Here is a 15,154-nt window from a genome sequence, read left to right as displayed (position 1 = left end):
ACCAACGATAAGCCTCGTTGCGCAAACCCCCGTGGCCGTGTCGGCGACGGGGGTTTTTTTCTATTGGAGGTTGTGATGGCTGATTGGATGTTTTGGGCGATTGGCGCAGGCGTGCTGGTCACCCTCGAACTGTTTAGCGGCACCTTTTACCTGCTGATGATCGCCATCGGCATGGGGGCTGGCGCGCTGACATCACTGGCTCGCATCGATATGCCGGGCCAGATGCTGGTGGCCGCCATCGTGGCGGCGATTGCAACGCTGCTGCTGCGCCGCAGCCGGTTTGGCAAGACCAGGCAGCCGCCGGCCTCGTCCAACCCGGACATCAACCTGGACATCGGCCAGAGCGTCAACGTGCCGGCCTGGCAGGACGGTGCGGCGCGCGTGATGTACCGCGGCGCCATGTGGGATGTCGAACTGGCGCCGGGCGAAGCTGCGGCACCAGGTGTATTCAGGATTCGCGAAGTTCGCGGCAGCCGGCTGATCGTCGGCGCATAACAAGGAGAAGTGAATGGATATTAGTTTTGGCACGGTCACGCTGGTTATTTTCATCGTCGCATTGGTGTTTGTCTTCAAGACCATCAACGTCGTGCCGCAGCAGCATGCGTGGGTGGTGGAGCGGCTTGGCAAATACCACGCGACCCTGGGGCCTGGCCTGAACATCGTGGTGCCCTTCATCGACCGCATCGCCTACAAGCACGTGCTCAAAGAGATTCCGCTGGACGTGCCATCGCAGGTGTGCATCACCAAGGACAACACGCAGTTGCAAGTGGATGGCATCCTGTACTTCCAGGTGACCGATGCCATGCGCGCGTCCTACGGCTCGACCAACTACGTAGCCGCGATCACGCAGCTGGCGCAGACCACGCTGCGCTCGGTGATCGGCCGCATGGAACTCGACAAGACCTTTGAAGAGCGCGACCACATCAACACCACCGTGGTGAACGCGATCGACGAATCGGCCGCCAACTGGGGCGTAAAGGTGCTGCGCTACGAGATCAAGGACCTGACGCCGCCGCAGGAGATCCTGCACGCCATGCAGGCCCAGATCACCGCGGAACGCGGCAAGCGCGCGCTGATTGCCGCCTCCGAAGGGCGCAAGCAGGAGCAGATCAATATCGCCACCGGCGAACGGGAAGCCGCGATTGCCCGCTCCGAAGGCGACAAGCAGGCCGCCATCAACCGCGCCCAGGGCGAAGCCGCCGCCATCCTCGCGATTGCCGAAGCGACATCCGGCGCCCTGAAGCAGGTCGGCCAAGCGATCCAGCAGCCCGGCGGCGAGGCCGCCATGAACCTGAAAGTGGCGGAGCAATACGTCGGCGCCTTCGGCGAGCTGGCCAAGACCAACAACAGCCTGATCGTCCCCGCCAACGTCGGCGACATGAGCAGCCTGATCGCCACCGCCCTGCAAGTGGTCAAAACCCAGAAATAGCCACGCTCGAGCCCGTGTCAACCTTGGGGTCAGACCCTTTGCTTGCCATGGCAAGCAAAGGGTCTGACCCCAAGGTTGACACGGGCTGGGCCGTAATTGCGTACAATGCGGCCTTATATCGAACAGGAGGCGCATGTGGGTACCTGGGCTGTTGGGCCGTTTGGCAATGATTTCGCGCAGGATTGGGCGGAGGATCTGCAGGAATCTAGGGATCTTTACTTTATCGAGGACACGCTGAACAACGTGTTGCAGGCCGAGACCACCGAGTACCTCGAGGCGCCTTTTGGCGCGGAGGCGCTGGCGGCGGTCGAAACCTGGGCGCGCCTGCAGGGCCGGGGCGGGGCGAAGGATGAGGATTCCGCGCGCGTCGATGCGTGGGTGACGGAGGTGCAGGCCAAGCTGAGCAAGCCGCGTGCCGATATCGCGGACAAGGCCCGGCGCGTGCTGGCGCTGGTGCTGTCCGAAGCTTCCGAATTGCGCGAACTGTGGGAAGACAGCGAGCATTACGAGGATTGGCACGCCAGCGTCGCCGATTTGCAGCGCAGGTTGTCGGCATGAAGCGCTTGCTCGCAGCCGTCCTGGTATCTGCTGCTTTCGCCGCGCAGGCGGGCGATGCCGCTACCGATGCCGCCATCAGCGCCCGCATCGCCCAGATCCGTGCCATGCCGGCAGCTGCCAACGCTGCCGCAGCCGGAGCCCAGCGGCGCGAGCTCGATGCTGTCTGGCGCTTCTTCGGCGATTATCGCGAGGATGCAATCCCTTTGCTGCGCCGCGAACTGTCCACCGAGTTGCACGCTCCGCGCCCCAGCCAGCAGCTGTTGCTGGATGCCGCCTGTTTCCTGCTTGCTTATGGCACGGAATCGGATAAGGCGCTTGCCGCGCAAGCCGCGCTGGCCATCAATCCGGATGCGGCGCTGGACGGCCCGCAGCGATTCCGCCTGATGCACGGCGCGGCGGCGAGCCAGGATGTACGCCTGCTGCCGCTGATCGACCGCGCCTTCCTGCGCAAGCCGGTGAGTATTCCGCTGCCGCAGCAGGGCTCGACGATCGACGAAACCGGTGTGCGTGCCTTGCTATACGGCCGCTTTGGCCCGGCAGGGGAGCGACACCTCGCTGCTCTCGTGCGCGATCCGTCGCTGGCCAAGCCAGTGCTGGATGTGCTGCAGGTTGTCGGTTCGCCGGCCAGCGTGCCCGCCGTTGAACCTCTGCTGCAAAGCCCGGACATGGAACTGTTCGCGCGCGCGGTGAACTTCATGGTGCGCGCCGGCGGGCCGCAAGGCCGCCAGGTGCTGCTGGCGTTCAAGCTGCAAGGCCTATCGAAAGAGGCGGTGGCGTTCTTCGCGCCGATGCGCCAGCAACTCGCGCAGCAGCCGACGCCGCAAGCAGGCAAGGGCACGTTGCCGGACGCCGAGGTGCGGCGCCTGCTCGATAGGCTGGAAGAAAGAGGTGGCCGCTACGAGGGCATCGATCCTTCCGCCATCGTGCAATCCCGCCTGCCAAGGCAGGAACTGATGGAGCGCCTGGCCCGTATCCGCGAGCGCAGCTTTGCACGCGCCACGAATGAGGCACTGGCCGATATCGACACCACCAGCGCTTTGCTGAACGCGATCAGCTACCGAACACAATAAAGGACCCCGATATGCTGCAAATGCGACCCAATTGCGAATGCTGTAACAAGGACTTGCCACCCGGTGCCCAGGATGCCTTGATCTGTTCCTTCGAATGCACCTTCTGCGCCGATTGCGTTGACGACAAACTGCACGGCAAATGCCCGAATTGCGGCGGCGATTTTGCGCCGCGTCCGACCCGGGCGGCATCGAAGCTGGAAAAGTACCCGGCTTCGACCGAACGCATTTTCAAGCCCAATGGATGCATCGCGGCAGAATGAGGCGGAACTGGCGCGCTTCCTGGCGCGCCACTGCCGCGTGCTGGTGCTGACGGGCGCGGGGTTAAGCACCGCATCGGGCATTCCCGGTTACCGCGACAAGGATGGCGTGCGGCGCGGCCGGATGCCGATCCAGGGCCCGGAGTTCCGCCGTAACGAGGCGACCAGGCGCCGCTACTGGGCCCGTAGCATGGTTGGCTGGCCCACAGTCTCGCGCGCTGAGCCGAATGCCGGCCACCGCGCCATCGCCGAACTGGAAGCCAGCGGCCACGTACAGAGTGTCATCACGCAGAACGTGGATGGCCTGCACCAGCGTGCCGGCAGCAAGCGCCTGATCGAATTGCACGGCAACCTGCATCATGTGCTCTGCCTGGGGTGCCAGGCGCGCTATTCGCGCGCCAGCCTGCAGCCGCAGCTCGAGCGCGACAATCCGGAGCTGGCGAACCTGCTCGCCCAGCCGCTGCCCGATGGCGATGCATCCGTCGAGCCGGATGCGCTGGAGGATTTTCGCGCGCCGGCATGCATTGCCTGCGGCGGCGTGCTGATGCCCGATGTGGTGTTCTTCGGCGATAACGTGCCGCCCGCGCGCACAGCACATGCGCTGGCCGAAATGGAGGGCGCGGATGCATTGCTCGTGGTCGGTTCGTCCCTGATGGTGTTTTCAGGCTACCGCTTCTGCCGTATGGCGGCGGCTGCGGGCAAGCCGATCGCGGCCATCAACACGGGCAAGACCCGCGCCGACGACCTGCTTTCCCTGAAACTGGAGCTGCCCGCGCAGCAAGCCCTGCCGCGGCTGCTGGACTTGCTCAGCGCCCCAGCAGCATAGAACGCACCACGCTGTCCTTGGCCAGCACGTAGTCGGTCGCGGCCATGACCTGGTTGGTCTGCGGCTGCACTACCTTGATGTTGACGAAGACGGCATCGTTCGTTTCGCCGTAGGAACCGACCACCACCGCCTGGGCATTGTGGTTGTGCGCCATTTCGCCGACTTCGCGGGTCAGCATCATTTCGCCTTGCTGGCGCTTCATGTACAGCGAATGGCGCAACTTCATTTCGAGCATGCGCAGGCCGCTTTGGGCAAGGCGGCTCGATACCTGCTCGGACACCAGCCGGCCCAGGGTAGAGCTCTGGTCCAGCGCGTCGATGTTGACCACGGTCGCCACGATCAAGGGCTTGTCTGGTGACAGGCGGCCGTTCAGCTGCGAGAGCAGGGCGTCCGCGGCCTTGTAACTGGCGCCGACAAACTGGTTCTGCGACGTTGCCGCATAGTTGTTTTCCTGGGGCTTGTCGGAGAACCAGGCGCAACCTGCCAGCGCGAGTGGAAGAAGTAGGGCAGCCAAAGCACGCATGAACGATCTCCTTTTACCTGAGTGTAGCACTGGCGTTGCTGCTTGGAAACGTCTATGGCCTTCCGATTATCGCCGGTGTTGCTTCATAGCTTGCGCCACTTCCCGGCTGGCGTCGCGGTCTTTTTCGGAAGCGCGCTTGTCGTGTTGCTTCTTGCCCTTGGCCAGGCCGATCTCGCACTTGATGCGGCCGCCCTTGAAGTGCAGGTTCAGCGGCACCAGCGTGTAGCCGGCGCGCTCGACCTTGCCGACCAGCTTGTCGATCTCGGCGCGATGCAGCAGCAGCTTGCGGGTGCGCACCGCTTGCGGGTGGATGTGAGTGGAAGCGGTGGGCAGGGCGCTGATGTGCGCGCCAAACAGGTACAGTTCGTTATCGCGGATGGTAACGTAAGCTTCCTTGATCTGAACGCGCCCATCGCGGATCGCCTTGACTTCCCAGCCTTCGAGCGCGATTCCGGCTTCATACTTGTCTTCAATGAAGTAGTCGTGGAAGGCTTTGCGATTATCGGCAATGGACATGGGTAAAAATGCGTGGGTCGGTTAAACTACGGGTTCTTTGGACAACATCATAGCAAACGGTTACTCAATGGCAGTAGTACACAAGTCGGTATTCCTGGGATACAGCGCCGAGCAAATGTTTGATTTAGTGGCAAAGGTCGACGATTATCCCAAATTTTTGCCCTGGTGTGGCGGAGTTGATGTCCGCGAACGGGGTGAGAACCATGTTGTGGCCAGCGTTGGGATCAATTTCCATGGTGTGAAGCAGCATTTCACCACGTCCAACACCAACACCCCGTTCAGTGAAATCCGCATGAAGCTGGTCGATGGCCCGTTCAAGACCCTCGATGGCACCTGGACCTTCAAGGCTCTGCGCGAGGACGCCTGCAAGGTCGAACTCGATTTGCATTACGAGTTTTCCAGCAAATTGCTGGAGCAGGTCATTGGCTCGGTGTTCGGCATGATTGCCAACAGCTTGGTCGATTCCTTCTGCAAGCGTGCTGAGACTGTCTATGGCTGAGCGGATCAAGATTACTGTTTGCTACGCGCCGGCCTCGCAGCCGCTGCTGTATGCCTTGGAAGTCGATGAGGGCACGACTATCGGCCAGGCCATCGAGATCAGCGGCATCCTGCAGCAAGCGCCTGAAATCAACCTGGTGACAATGCCGGTTGGAATTTACGGCAAGAAGAAAACGCTCGATACCGTGGTGCGGGCGCGCGACCGGATCGAAATCTACCGTCCGTTGATCGCCGACCCAAAAGACGCCCGGCGTCGCCGGGCGAAGAAGACTTAAAGAACACCCGCCAGGCGCAACAGGGCGCTATGACAGCCAGTTGGGTCGTCAGGAATCCCATCGCAGAGAAGCGGCGGTCGCCGTGAAATTCTTGCCGCAATGCTTCAAAGTTTCGGTCGATACTTTCGCGCAGCGCCTTTTGATCGGTGCGGAGTTCGCCGAGTTCACGATCGAGGTCTGCAAAGCCGCCCTCGATCAGTTGCTGAAGGTGCTTGACTGCCCCCTCAAGCCGGGTAATGCGCACTGCATGGTCAAAGGGGACGATTTGCAGGTTCATTGCCGTTCATGGTCGTCTCCGGTGCGTTTATCCCTCTCCACGCCCCCTTCGACCATGCCCGGCAATGTGAGTTCCCGCTTTATTTGCACACGCTGTTGACGGATTCGCGCTGTTCCTTGATCTTCTGCGCCCGGGCTTCGTCAGACATGTAGTTGCGCTCGCCGTTCGGGCCCATCTCGGAAACGCGCATGCCACTCTCCAGCATGCCGATATTGCTCTTGGCTTCCGCACAGTATTTCTTCTTCTCGGCTTCGCGCTTGGCTTCTTCAGCAGCCTTGGCGGTCTTTTCGGCCGTTTCTTGCTGACGTTTCTTGAAGTCCGCGTTGCGTTCCGCCAAACTGGGTTTGGCTGGCGCGCCTTTCTCTTCTCCTGCAGGCGCTTCTTCGCCATCGGCCGGCGTCGCAGTGACTTCCTTGCGCAGTTCGGCCGCAGCCGCGCCGCGTGGCGCTTTCAGGATGCGGTTGGCCGGCGTGCCAGGCGGAGGAGGCTGGTCGGTAAATTGTTTCACGCCTTTATCATTCACCCACATCCACTGCGCTTGAGCAAGGGAAGTGCAGGCAATCAGCGCCGTTGCCAGCGCCAGGCGGGTAATACGTTGATTCATAGGGAGATTTCCTTGGGTGAGAATGCACATTTCACCCCGAAATCCCTCTGTTGTCAAATTTATTTCCCAAAAGAATCTCTTGCCGTCCCAGGGTATCCAGGATTGCGCGGACCAGTTGCTGTGGCGATTGGGTCAGGTCAAGGCACACGCCGGCTTCATCGGCTTGCAGCGGTTCCAGGTCGCGCAGTTGGCTATCGAGCAGGGAGGCTGGCATGTAATGGCCTGGCCGGGTGCGCATGCGCTGCTCAAGGACTTCGCGTTCGCCGTGCAGGTGGGCGAAACGCAATTCGGGGTCGGCGCTGCGCAGCAAGTCGCGGTAGCGGCGCTTGAGGGATGAGCAGGAGAGCACCAGGCCCTCGCCGCGGTTTCGGGCCGCGCCGATATGCGCGCCCAGCTTTTGCAGCCAAATCGCGCGGTCGGCGTCGTTCAAGGGCACGCCTGCCGACATCTTGCTTATGTTCTCCGGCGGGTGAATGCTGTCGCCCTCCAGGAAAGGCACGCCCAGTTCGGTGGCCAGGAGGATGCCTATCTCGCTTTTTCCAGCCCCGCTGACACCCATGACGACCCAGCGCGGATTCGTATTGTTCTCCATCGTGCCCCATTTTACGATAGCGCTACCATCAGCGCAAGTTTAGTCGAATGCAAGAATTTGTAAAGCACTTTGGCTCGTGTGATTTGAGGATTGCCGAGACGAAAGCGAATGTTTCCTGTATAATCTGCTTTTGCGCCTATAGGAAATACTATGCGTCTGCTCCAAAAAGCACTCACTTTCGATGACGTGCTCCTCGTCCCCGCGTATTCCAACATTCTGCCTGCGGATACGTCTCTCAAGACTCGCCTGACCCGTAACATCTCCCTGAATATTCCGCTGCTGTCCGCAGCAATGGATACCGTGACCGAAAGCCGTCTGGCGATCGCCATGGCGCAGGAAGGCGGCATCGGCATCATTCACAAGAACCTGAAGCCGAAAGACCAGGCGCGTGAAGTGTCAAAGGTCAAGCGTTTCGAGGCTGGCGTGCTGCGCGATCCGATCACCATTCCGCCGGACATGAAGATCCGCGACGTGATCAAGCTGACCGAGCAATATGGTATTTCCGGTTTCCCTGTGGTCCAGGGCAAGGAAGTGGTCGGCATCATCACCAACCGTGACCTGCGCTTCGAGAAAGAGCTGGACGCGGAAGTACGCGCCAAGATGACGCCGCGTGAAAAGCTGGTCACCGTCAACGAAGACGCCAACACCGAAGAAGCCAAGCGCCTGATGAACAAGCACCGCCTGGAGCGCGTGCTGGTGGTGAACGAAGCGTTTGAGCTGCGCGGCCTGATCACCGTTAAAGACATCCAGAAATCGACCGAACACCCGAACGCATCGAAAGACCAGCATGGCAAGCTGCTGGTTGGTGCGGCAGTCGGCGTCGGCGCGAAAGATGAAGAGCGTATCGACCTGCTGGTAGCGGCAGGCGTGGACGTGCTGGTGGTCGACACCGCACACGGCCACTCCCAGGGCATCCTGGACCGCGTGAAATACATCAAGACCAAGTACCCGCACGTTGACGTCATCGGCGGCAACATCGCCACCGCGGCTGCAGCGAAAGCGCTGGTTGAATACGGCGCGGACGCGGTCAAGGTCGGCATCGGCCCCGGCTCCATCTGCACCACCCGTATCGTCGCAGGCGTTGGCGTGCCGCAGATCACCGCGATCTCCAACGTGGCTGAAGCGCTGAAGGGCACCGGCGTGCCATGTATCGCCGACGGCGGCATCCGCTTCTCCGGCGACATCTCGAAAGCGCTGGCAGCCGGCGCATCCACCGTGATGATGGGCTCCATGTTCGCCGGTACCGAAGAAGCACCGGGCGAAGTGATCCTGTACCAGGGCCGTTCGTACAAATCCTACCGCGGCATGGGTTCCCTGGGCGCGATGGCCGACGGTTCGGCTGACCGCTACTTCCAGGACGCCAGCGCCAAGCAGGACAAGTTCGTACCGGAAGGCATTGAAGGCCGCGTCGCCTACAAGGGCTCCGTGCTGGCGATCCTGTTCCAGCTGGTGGGCGGCGTGCGCCAGTCCATGGGCTACTGCGGTTGCGCCACCATCGATGAGCTGAAAGAGAAGGCTGAATTCGTCGAGATCACGTCGGCCGGCATGCGCGAATCGCACGTGCACGACGTCCAGATCACCAAAGAAGCGCCGAACTACCGCTCCGAATAAGATACTCCGCAAAGCGGCGTCCAAGTGGCGCCGCGATTTTTTTTTGCCCCCGCTATGCACTCTAAAATCCTCATCCTTGATTTCGGTTCCCAGGTTACCCAGCTGATCGCACGCCGCGTGCGCGACGCGGGCGTGTTCTCCGAGGTTTATCCGTACGACGTAGACGACGAATTCATTCGCAATTACGGCGCCTCGGGCATCATTCTCTCCGGCTCCCACAACTCCACGCTGGAAGGCGATTCCCCGCGCGCACCGCAAGCCGTGTTCGAAGTCGGCGTGCCTGTGCTGGGTATCTGCTACGGCATGCAGACCATGGCTGCGCAACTGGGCGGCAAGGTCGAGAATGGCCTGGTACGCGAATTCGGCTACGCTGAAGTGCGTGCCCGCAACCACACCGCGCTGCTGAACGGAATCAACGACTTCGTCACCGATGAAGGCCACGGCATGCTGAAGGTGTGGATGAGCCACGGCGACAAGGTCCTGGAAATGCCGGCCGGCTTCAAGCTGATGGCTTCCACCGAGTCTTGCCCGATCGCGGGCATGGCCGATGAAGACCGCAAGTTCTACGCCGTTCAGTGGCATCCTGAAGTCACCCACACCGTGCAAGGCAAGGCCATGCTGGGCCGCTTCGTGCACGAGATCTGCGGCTGCAAGGCAGACTGGAATATGCCGGACTACATCTCCGAAGCAGTGGAGAAGATCCGCGCCCAAGTCGGCAGCGACGAAGTGATTCTCGGCCTGTCCGGCGGTGTCGACTCCTCCGTGGCTGCAGCCCTGATCCATCGTGCCATCGGCGACCAGCTGACCTGCGTCTTCGTCGACCATGGCCTGCTGCGCCTGAACGAAGGCAAGATGGTGATGGACATGTTCTCCAAGAACCTGGGCGTGAAGGTAATCCAGGTTGATGCGACCGAGCAGTTCATGGGCCACCTGGCCGGCGTCACCGACCCTGAGCAGAAGCGCAAGATCATCGGCCGCGAGTTCGTCGAAGTGTTCCAGGCCGAATCGGCCAAGCTGGTCAACGCCAAGTGGCTGGCACAAGGCACCATTTACCCTGACGTGATCGAATCCGCAGGCAAGGGCAAGAAAGGCCAGACCATCAAGTCGCACCACAACGTGGGCGGCCTGCCGGAAACCATGAAGCTGCAGCTGCTCGAGCCGCTGCGCGAACTGTTCAAGGATGAAGTGCGCAAGCTGGGCGTGGCCCTGGGCCTGCCGCATGAGATGGTGTACCGCCACCCATTCCCTGGTCCAGGCCTGGGTGTACGCATCCTGGGTGAAGTGAAGAAAGAATACGCCGACCTGCTGCGCCGCGCCGACGCCATCTTCATTGAAGAACTGCGCAACACCCCATACGAAGGCGCTGTCATGGCGGGCGAGGATGCACCGCAGAACTGGTACGACGCCACCTCGCAAGCCTTCGCAGTGTTCCTGCCGGTGAAATCGGTGGGCGTCATGGGCGATGGCCGCACTTACGACTACGTCGTGGCCCTGCGCGCCGTGCAAACCCAGGACTTCATGACTGCGCACTGGGCGCACCTGCCGCACTCGCTGCTGGGCAAGGTCTCGAATCGCATCATCAATGAAGTGCGTGGCCTGAACCGCGTGGTGTACGACATCAGCGGCAAACCACCAGCGACGATCGAGTGGGAGTGATTCCCGATCTAGCTGCAGCGCGCAGCACTCGGCATTAAACCAAGACTAAGCCCCTGATTTTTCAGGGGCTTTTTCTTTTTCTGGTGGCGAAAGCTGGCAAGGTCTGGCAACCGCAAGCAGGTCTTTCGGATGGTGCTGGCGATGGTATCGCCGGAGCGTTCTGTTGGCTCCGGGTCAATACCATAAACGGGGGTAACGCGGGTTATGGTATCGAAAGGCGTGTAAGTCATTGAAACAAAAGAGAAAAATGGCTCAATACCATGACTTTTTTGAACATGGTATTTCAACGCGATTTTGGCCATTTTTTGCCACGAAAGGGGGCATTTTTGATGCCGCTAACTTGTTGATTTGATGAGGGAAATGGGGATGATCGTGGTATTGAAAAGGAGGGCGGAATGCTGTCAGATACGAAGCTGCGAAGTTTGAGGCCGAAGGAGCGCGCCTATAAGGTAGTAGATCGGGATGGCATGTATGCCATGGTGCTGGTGTCTGGCGTCATTTCATTCCGCTACAACTACACCGTCAACGGACGCCAGGAAACACTGGTGCTAGGTCGTTATGGGGCAGGGGGACTGACACTGGCAGAGGCGCGCGAGAAGCTAGGGGCGGCACGCAAGCTGGTTGCCGATGGCTTGTCCCCAACCCAGCAAAAGCGGCGCCAGAAGCTGCGCAAGGAGGGGGAGGAGTCGTTCGGCGAGTGGGCCGAACGTTGGCTCACCAGTTACCGCATGGCGGAATCGACGCGCGATATGCGGCGGTCTGTCTACGAACGGGACCTGGCACGCCCGTTTGGGAAGCTGCAGCTCCACGAAATCACGCACGATGAACTGCGCGTCCTGTGCGACAAGATCGTGGCGCGCGGCGCGCCTGCGACAGCGGTGCACGCGCGGGAGATCGTGATGCTGGTGTTTCGTTATGCCGGCCAGCGTGGTCACGAGCATCCAAATCCGGCCGACAAGGTGCCACCCTGTGCGATTGCCACATTCCAACCGCGCGACCGGGCGTTAAGCAGCACCGAGATTCCTTGGCTGTACGAATTCCTGGACAGGGTGCAAAGTGCGCCGACATTGCGTCTGGCGGTCAAGCTCCTGCTTCTGACCATGGTGCGCAAATCCGAGCTGACGGATGCCACCTGGGACGAGATCAATTTCACCAGCGGCGTCTGGACCATCCCGGCGCAGCGCATGAAGCGACGGAACCCACACAACGTCTATTTGTCGCGGCAAGCGATCGACATGTTCGTCGCCTTACGCACGTGTGCCGCCGGCTCGAAGTATGTGCTGCCGTCGCGCTATGACGCGGACCTGCCGATCTCGAATGCCACGCTGAACCAGGTCACCACGTCAGTGTCGCGGGTGGCGCGTGAGGCCGGCAGGCCATTGGCCGAATTCTCGCCACACGACCTGCGCCGGACTGCTTCGACCTTGCTGCACGAAGCCGGCTACAACACTGATTGGATCGAGAAGTGCCTGGCGCACGAGCAGAAGGGTGTGCGCGCGGTCTACAACAAGGCCGAATACTCAGAGCAGCGTCGGTCCATGATGCAGGACTGGGCGGACATGATCGACAAATGGATCAAAGCTTCCTGAGCGCTGGCGCTGGTTGTGCCACCGCGGCAGCCTGCTGTTGCGCGATCCAGGCGTCGACTTCTTTCAGGTCCCATGCCACGGATCGCGTCGTGATGGAAAAGCGCTTGGGGAACAGGCCGCGGCGTTCCAGTTCAAGGATGGTGCGCTCGCCGAGCGGCACCTTTTGTAGCAACTGCTTGCGTTTGATGAGGACGCGGCCGGGCGCCAGCATTTCATCGGTGGTAAGGGGGCGTTCGTTCATTCCGATCTCCTTCGGTCTTCAAGTTAGAAGGTGTCGCCGACTGGGATTCAGTCCGTGGCAGTTCGATGCATGGGCCATATTTGCACACGCATTGCTGATAACAACCGGGAGATATGCATCGCTCAAAAAGGAGGGATGCGAAGGATTGGCGGGCTAAGGCTTAAAGCCGGTGCCGTGGCATTCAATGGTGGCTCGCCTGATTCCGCAGGGCCAGCTACTGCAAGGTAAATTTAGGCTGGTATGCGATGCACGTCAAAACTTTGTACACCGTATTTGCATGCATTTCATTTGGCCGCTGACGCGCAGACATGCGATCAGCCAAAGCAAGCAAAGCCGATTTGGACTTCGGTAATCCCCCCATTTTTGATGCGCGCCAGAAGTAGGGGTTAGTCGGCGAGAGCGAGCTTCTGTTTTGGTGTTATCCCGCCCAGGCCCATGTTGGGGCGCTCGTGATTGTAAGTCCAGAGCCAGCCGGTGGCAAAGTCCTGGATCTCGTCGAGCGATTCAAACAGGTGCTGCGCAAGCCAGTCGTAGCGTACGGTGCGGTTATAGCGCTCGATGTAAGCGTTCTGCTGCGGCTGTCCAGGCTGGATAAACGCAATCTCAATGCCATGCTTCTTTGCCCATTGCGCCGTAACGCCGCTTATGTACTCCGGGCCGTTATCACAGCGTATCGCTCGAGGCTTGCCACGCCACTCAATGACTTGGTCCAGCGCCCGCACAACGCGTTCCGATGGCAGCGAGAAGTCCACGTCGATAGCCAGTCCTTCTCGGTTGTAATCGTCGATCACGTTGAACAATCTGATACTGCGACCGTCGGCAAGTTGGTCATGCATGAAGTCCATCGACCAGGTCTGGTTGATGGCCGTCGGCACGGACAACGGCACTGGCTTTTCCCTCATGATGCGCTGTCGTGGCTTGATGCGCAGATTCAGCTCCAGCTCGCGATAGATTCGATACACACGCTTGTGGTTCCAGCCGAAGCCCTTCACGTTGCGCAGGAACAGGAAGCACAAACCGAAGCCCCAGTTGCGCTGGTTGTTCGTCAGGCGAACCAGCCAATCGGCTATGACCTCATTCTCGGCATTGAGCTTTGCTTGATAACGGTAGCAAGTCTGGCTGATGCCGAAGGCCACACAGGCGCTCTTGACGGTCATGCGGCCGGCTTCGACGTAGTGTCGTGCCATCTCACGTCGGCGAGATGGCTTCACCACTTTTTTGCCAGCGCCTCCGCAACAATCTCCGCCTTCAGGCGCTCCTCCGCGTACATCTTCTTCAACCGACGATTTTCCTCCTCCAGCTCCTTCATTCGGGCCATCAGGGAGGCGTCCATGCCGCCGAACTTGGAACGCCATTTGTAGAACGTGGCACTGCTCATGCCATGCTCGCGGCACAGCTCAGGAACTGGGGCACCGGCCTCGGCCTGCTTCAGGATGGCGATGATCTGGCTTTCAGTAAAACGGGACGTCTTCATGCGGTAGAACCTTCAATTTCAAAGTTAGAAAATTCTACTTCCTGCGGCGATCATTTGGTGGGGGGATTACCCTTGGAATGGGCGGCCGTTGCACTCAATGAGAACTGAATCTTGCGGAGAGCAAAATGGATAAGAATGATTCTCATGAATGCGAGTTGAGCTGTGATGCCTTGGCTATGCAGCTTTTAGTAGAGATGCGTGTGCAACGAAGTGCTTACAGGGAGGAGCTTCTTTTAGCGGCGAAAGAGCGGCGCTCTGTACATCGTTGGAACCTGGCCTTAAAGGCATTGCTAATCGTAGGGCCATTTGCAGGCGCCGCTATCTACGTTTCGTCGGCGACAGGCTTTACCTTGGGGCCATTTAGTGACGTTGTAGGCGTAATAGAGATAAAAGGCGAGATCAAGGATGGGACCTTGGCGTCGGCCGATAGAATAGTGCCGGCGATTGAAGCGGCTTTCAAGAGTAGTCGCGTCAAGCAAATAGTGTTGAAGATTGACAGTCCTGGCGGTGCGCCAGTTGAAGCAGAGCGAATCATTTCCGCCCTTGTCACCTATAAGCAGAAGTATCCGAAGCCTGTAACGGCGGTCATCGGGAATCTCGGCGCTTCTGCTGCATACATGGCGGCCATGCACGCCGATCGTATTGTGGCTGGCAGGTATAGCCTGGTCGGATCTATCGGCGCCATCCTCGCTCCGTGGCAGTTGGATAAGGCGATAGGGCAGATCAAGGTATCACAGCGCGTTTATACGTCGGGTCGATTGAAGGCATTCTTGAATCCGTTTACTCCGCTGACAGAAGAATCGGATGCGAAGGCAAGGGAGCTTGTGAGCAAGGTCGGAGGCGCTTTTGTGCAGGACCTACAGCGGCAAAGAGGGAGCCATCTGAAGTCGGGTGTGGACTATGGAACCGGTGAAGTCTGGAGCGGCATGGAAGCGAAGGCGCTTGGCCTCGTCGACGAGATCGGAACAATGGAAACAGTCGTGGGTGGTACTAGCAACCTCAGGGAGTTCAATTTTGGACCGCGCGAGGATGCTTTCTCCAGTTTAGGCAGTCGAGCAATGACATCGATCTTTTCTTCATTAAGCGACTTTCAGGCTCGTTCAGCTGTTGCCGCCGACCGAAAATTGACCCACTTTGAGGGCTGATGCCGACTGAAAA

20 protein-coding genes are annotated in these 15,154 nt (G+C 59.9%); 13 read left to right on the top strand and 7 right to left on the bottom strand.

Annotated elements, in window-relative coordinates:
• Window positions 1-75: 75 nt before the first annotated feature.
• The 6 genes from ACWBU6_RS17655 to ACWBU6_RS17630 all read left to right on the top strand — a co-directional run bounded on the left by ACWBU6_RS17655 (window position 76) and on the right by ACWBU6_RS17630 (window position 4,140).
• Entirely contained in the window at window positions 76-495 is a 420-nt protein-coding gene (locus ACWBU6_RS17655) for an NfeD family protein (RefSeq protein WP_452644720.1), read from the top strand.
• 13 nt (window positions 496-508) lie between these two features.
• Window positions 509-1,429 carry an SPFH domain-containing protein gene (locus ACWBU6_RS17650; RefSeq protein ID WP_452644719.1) on the top strand — a complete coding sequence of 307 codons (921 nt, stop codon included), beginning with the start codon at window positions 509-511 and terminating at the stop codon, window positions 1,427-1,429.
• Window positions 1,430-1,564: 135 nt separating this feature from the next.
• Entirely contained in the window at window positions 1,565-1,987 is a 423-nt protein-coding gene (locus ACWBU6_RS17645; RefSeq protein ID WP_452644718.1) for a DUF4259 domain-containing protein, read from the top strand.
• Complete coding sequence (locus ACWBU6_RS17640) at window positions 1,984-3,057, top strand: hypothetical protein (protein WP_452644717.1); 1,074 nt, start codon at window positions 1,984-1,986, stop codon at window positions 3,055-3,057. The genes ACWBU6_RS17645 and ACWBU6_RS17640 overlap by 4 nt, the downstream gene beginning before the upstream one ends.
• Before the next feature lie 11 nt (window positions 3,058-3,068).
• On the top strand, window positions 3,069-3,317 hold the full coding sequence (locus ACWBU6_RS17635) for a DUF1272 domain-containing protein (RefSeq protein ID WP_452644716.1): 249 nt from the start codon (window positions 3,069-3,071) through the stop codon (window positions 3,315-3,317).
• Window positions 3,295-4,140 carry an NAD-dependent protein deacetylase gene (locus ACWBU6_RS17630; RefSeq protein WP_452644715.1) on the top strand — a complete coding sequence of 282 codons (846 nt, stop codon included), beginning with the start codon at window positions 3,295-3,297 and terminating at the stop codon, window positions 4,138-4,140. Before ACWBU6_RS17635 ends, ACWBU6_RS17630 begins: the two co-directional genes overlap by 23 nt.
• On the opposite strand, the gene ACWBU6_RS17625 is transcribed toward ACWBU6_RS17630, so the two are convergent.
• Both ACWBU6_RS17625 and smpB read right to left on the bottom strand, forming a co-directional pair.
• A complete protein-coding gene (locus tag ACWBU6_RS17625) occupies window positions 4,121-4,663 on the bottom strand; it encodes a FlgO family outer membrane protein (RefSeq protein WP_452644714.1) in 543 nt (180 codons plus the stop codon). The two genes, ACWBU6_RS17630 and ACWBU6_RS17625, sit on opposite strands and share 20 nt — an antisense overlap.
• 66 nt (window positions 4,664-4,729) lie before the next feature.
• Window positions 4,730-5,179 (bottom strand): SsrA-binding protein SmpB, encoded by a 450-nt coding sequence (smpB, locus tag ACWBU6_RS17620; protein ID WP_130312176.1) that lies wholly within the window; start codon window positions 5,177-5,179, stop codon window positions 4,730-4,732.
• A 67-nt stretch (window positions 5,180-5,246) separates the two neighbouring features.
• Between smpB and ACWBU6_RS17615 the strand changes: the two genes are divergently transcribed.
• The 3 genes from ACWBU6_RS17615 to ACWBU6_RS17605 all read left to right on the top strand — a co-directional run bounded on the left by ACWBU6_RS17615 (window position 5,247) and on the right by ACWBU6_RS17605 (window position 6,328).
• On the top strand, window positions 5,247-5,678 hold the full coding sequence (locus ACWBU6_RS17615) for a type II toxin-antitoxin system RatA family toxin (protein ID WP_452644713.1): 432 nt from the start codon (window positions 5,247-5,249) through the stop codon (window positions 5,676-5,678).
• Complete coding sequence (locus ACWBU6_RS17610) at window positions 5,671-5,952, top strand: RnfH family protein (protein WP_452644712.1); 282 nt, start codon at window positions 5,671-5,673, stop codon at window positions 5,950-5,952. The genes ACWBU6_RS17615 and ACWBU6_RS17610 overlap by 8 nt, the downstream gene beginning before the upstream one ends.
• A gap of 82 nt (window positions 5,953-6,034) precedes the next feature.
• A complete protein-coding gene (locus ACWBU6_RS17605) occupies window positions 6,035-6,328 on the top strand; it encodes a hypothetical protein (protein WP_452644711.1) in 294 nt (97 codons plus the stop codon).
• Here the strand turns inward: ACWBU6_RS17605 and ACWBU6_RS17600 are convergent.
• Window positions 6,309-6,833 (bottom strand): DUF4124 domain-containing protein, encoded by a 525-nt coding sequence (locus tag ACWBU6_RS17600; RefSeq protein ID WP_452644710.1) that lies wholly within the window; start codon window positions 6,831-6,833, stop codon window positions 6,309-6,311. The two genes, ACWBU6_RS17605 and ACWBU6_RS17600, sit on opposite strands and share 20 nt — an antisense overlap.
• A gap of 31 nt (window positions 6,834-6,864) precedes the next feature.
• The gene (locus tag ACWBU6_RS17595; protein WP_452644709.1) at window positions 6,865-7,425 is read right to left on the bottom strand and encodes a gluconokinase; all 561 of its coding nucleotides are present in this window, start codon (window positions 7,423-7,425) and stop codon (window positions 6,865-6,867) included.
• Between the two features lie 150 nt (window positions 7,426-7,575).
• On the opposite strand from ACWBU6_RS17595, the gene guaB reads away from it, so the two are divergent.
• Together guaB and guaA are read left to right on the top strand one after the other, a co-directional pair.
• The gene (gene guaB / locus ACWBU6_RS17590) at window positions 7,576-9,036 is read left to right on the top strand and encodes an IMP dehydrogenase (RefSeq protein WP_452644708.1); all 1,461 of its coding nucleotides are present in this window, start codon (window positions 7,576-7,578) and stop codon (window positions 9,034-9,036) included.
• 54 nt (window positions 9,037-9,090) lie between these two features.
• On the top strand, window positions 9,091-10,692 hold the full coding sequence (guaA, locus tag ACWBU6_RS17585) for a glutamine-hydrolyzing GMP synthase (protein ID WP_452644707.1): 1,602 nt from the start codon (window positions 9,091-9,093) through the stop codon (window positions 10,690-10,692).
• A gap of 8 nt (window positions 10,693-10,700) precedes the next feature.
• Here the strand turns inward: guaA and ACWBU6_RS17580 are convergent, their stop codons facing one another.
• A complete protein-coding gene (locus tag ACWBU6_RS17580; protein ID WP_452644706.1) occupies window positions 10,701-10,994 on the bottom strand; it encodes a hypothetical protein in 294 nt (97 codons plus the stop codon).
• A gap of 93 nt (window positions 10,995-11,087) precedes the next feature.
• On the opposite strand from ACWBU6_RS17580, the gene ACWBU6_RS17575 reads away from it, so the two are divergent.
• Entirely contained in the window at window positions 11,088-12,281 is a 1,194-nt protein-coding gene (locus tag ACWBU6_RS17575; protein WP_452644705.1) for a tyrosine-type recombinase/integrase, read from the top strand.
• Here the strand turns inward: ACWBU6_RS17575 and ACWBU6_RS17570 are convergent.
• Together ACWBU6_RS17570 and ACWBU6_RS17565 are read right to left on the bottom strand one after the other, a co-directional pair.
• Complete coding sequence (locus tag ACWBU6_RS17570; protein WP_452644704.1) at window positions 12,268-12,522, bottom strand: helix-turn-helix transcriptional regulator; 255 nt, start codon at window positions 12,520-12,522, stop codon at window positions 12,268-12,270. The two genes, ACWBU6_RS17575 and ACWBU6_RS17570, sit on opposite strands and share 14 nt — an antisense overlap.
• Before the next feature lie 386 nt (window positions 12,523-12,908).
• A protein-coding gene (locus ACWBU6_RS17565) for an IS3 family transposase (RefSeq protein WP_452644703.1) occupies window positions 12,909-13,996 on the bottom strand; the annotation gives its coding sequence in 2 pieces (ribosomal slippage) (window positions 12,909-13,744 and window positions 13,744-13,996; 1,089 coding nt in all).
• A gap of 125 nt (window positions 13,997-14,121) precedes the next feature.
• On the opposite strand from ACWBU6_RS17565, the gene ACWBU6_RS17560 reads away from it, so the two are divergent.
• Complete coding sequence (locus ACWBU6_RS17560) at window positions 14,122-15,141, top strand: S49 family peptidase (protein ID WP_452644702.1); 1,020 nt, start codon at window positions 14,122-14,124, stop codon at window positions 15,139-15,141.
• Window positions 15,142-15,154 lie beyond the last annotated feature (13 nt).

The sequence above is a fragment of the Pseudoduganella sp. HUAS MS19 genome, from assembly GCF_053615455.1.
The sequence above is the reverse complement of the archived record's forward strand: the minus strand, read 5'-3'. Positions and strand labels throughout refer to the sequence as shown.

What these genes read in the sequence shown, in the direction of transcription:
- guaA (WP_452644707.1), top strand. Translation starts at nt 9,091, where the DNA reads ATGCACTCTAAAATCCTCATCCTTGATTTCGGTTCCCAGGTTACCCAG.
- smpB (WP_130312176.1), bottom strand. Translation starts at nt 5,179, where the DNA reads ATGTCCATTGCCGATAATCGCAAAGCCTTCCACGACTACTTCATTGAA.
- ACWBU6_RS17580 (WP_452644706.1), bottom strand. Translation starts at nt 10,994, where the DNA reads ATGGCCAAAATCGCGTTGAAATACCATGTTCAAAAAAGTCATGGTATT.
- ACWBU6_RS17630 (WP_452644715.1), top strand. Translation starts at nt 3,295, where the DNA reads ATGGATGCATCGCGGCAGAATGAGGCGGAACTGGCGCGCTTCCTGGCG.
- ACWBU6_RS17640 (WP_452644717.1), top strand. Translation starts at nt 1,984, where the DNA reads ATGAAGCGCTTGCTCGCAGCCGTCCTGGTATCTGCTGCTTTCGCCGCG.
- ACWBU6_RS17635 (WP_452644716.1), top strand. Translation starts at nt 3,069, where the DNA reads ATGCTGCAAATGCGACCCAATTGCGAATGCTGTAACAAGGACTTGCCA.
- ACWBU6_RS17595 (WP_452644709.1), bottom strand. Translation starts at nt 7,425, where the DNA reads ATGGAGAACAATACGAATCCGCGCTGGGTCGTCATGGGTGTCAGCGGG.
- guaB (WP_452644708.1), top strand. Translation starts at nt 7,576, where the DNA reads ATGCGTCTGCTCCAAAAAGCACTCACTTTCGATGACGTGCTCCTCGTC.
- ACWBU6_RS17615 (WP_452644713.1), top strand. Translation starts at nt 5,247, where the DNA reads ATGGCAGTAGTACACAAGTCGGTATTCCTGGGATACAGCGCCGAGCAA.
- ACWBU6_RS17650 (WP_452644719.1), top strand. Translation starts at nt 509, where the DNA reads ATGGATATTAGTTTTGGCACGGTCACGCTGGTTATTTTCATCGTCGCA.
- ACWBU6_RS17570 (WP_452644704.1), bottom strand. Translation starts at nt 12,522, where the DNA reads ATGAACGAACGCCCCCTTACCACCGATGAAATGCTGGCGCCCGGCCGC.
- ACWBU6_RS17560 (WP_452644702.1), top strand. Translation starts at nt 14,122, where the DNA reads ATGGATAAGAATGATTCTCATGAATGCGAGTTGAGCTGTGATGCCTTG.
- ACWBU6_RS17625 (WP_452644714.1), bottom strand. Translation starts at nt 4,663, where the DNA reads ATGCGTGCTTTGGCTGCCCTACTTCTTCCACTCGCGCTGGCAGGTTGC.
- ACWBU6_RS17575 (WP_452644705.1), top strand. Translation starts at nt 11,088, where the DNA reads ATGCTGTCAGATACGAAGCTGCGAAGTTTGAGGCCGAAGGAGCGCGCC.
- ACWBU6_RS17610 (WP_452644712.1), top strand. Translation starts at nt 5,671, where the DNA reads ATGGCTGAGCGGATCAAGATTACTGTTTGCTACGCGCCGGCCTCGCAG.
- ACWBU6_RS17655 (WP_452644720.1), top strand. Translation starts at nt 76, where the DNA reads ATGGCTGATTGGATGTTTTGGGCGATTGGCGCAGGCGTGCTGGTCACC.
- ACWBU6_RS17600 (WP_452644710.1), bottom strand. Translation starts at nt 6,833, where the DNA reads ATGAATCAACGTATTACCCGCCTGGCGCTGGCAACGGCGCTGATTGCC.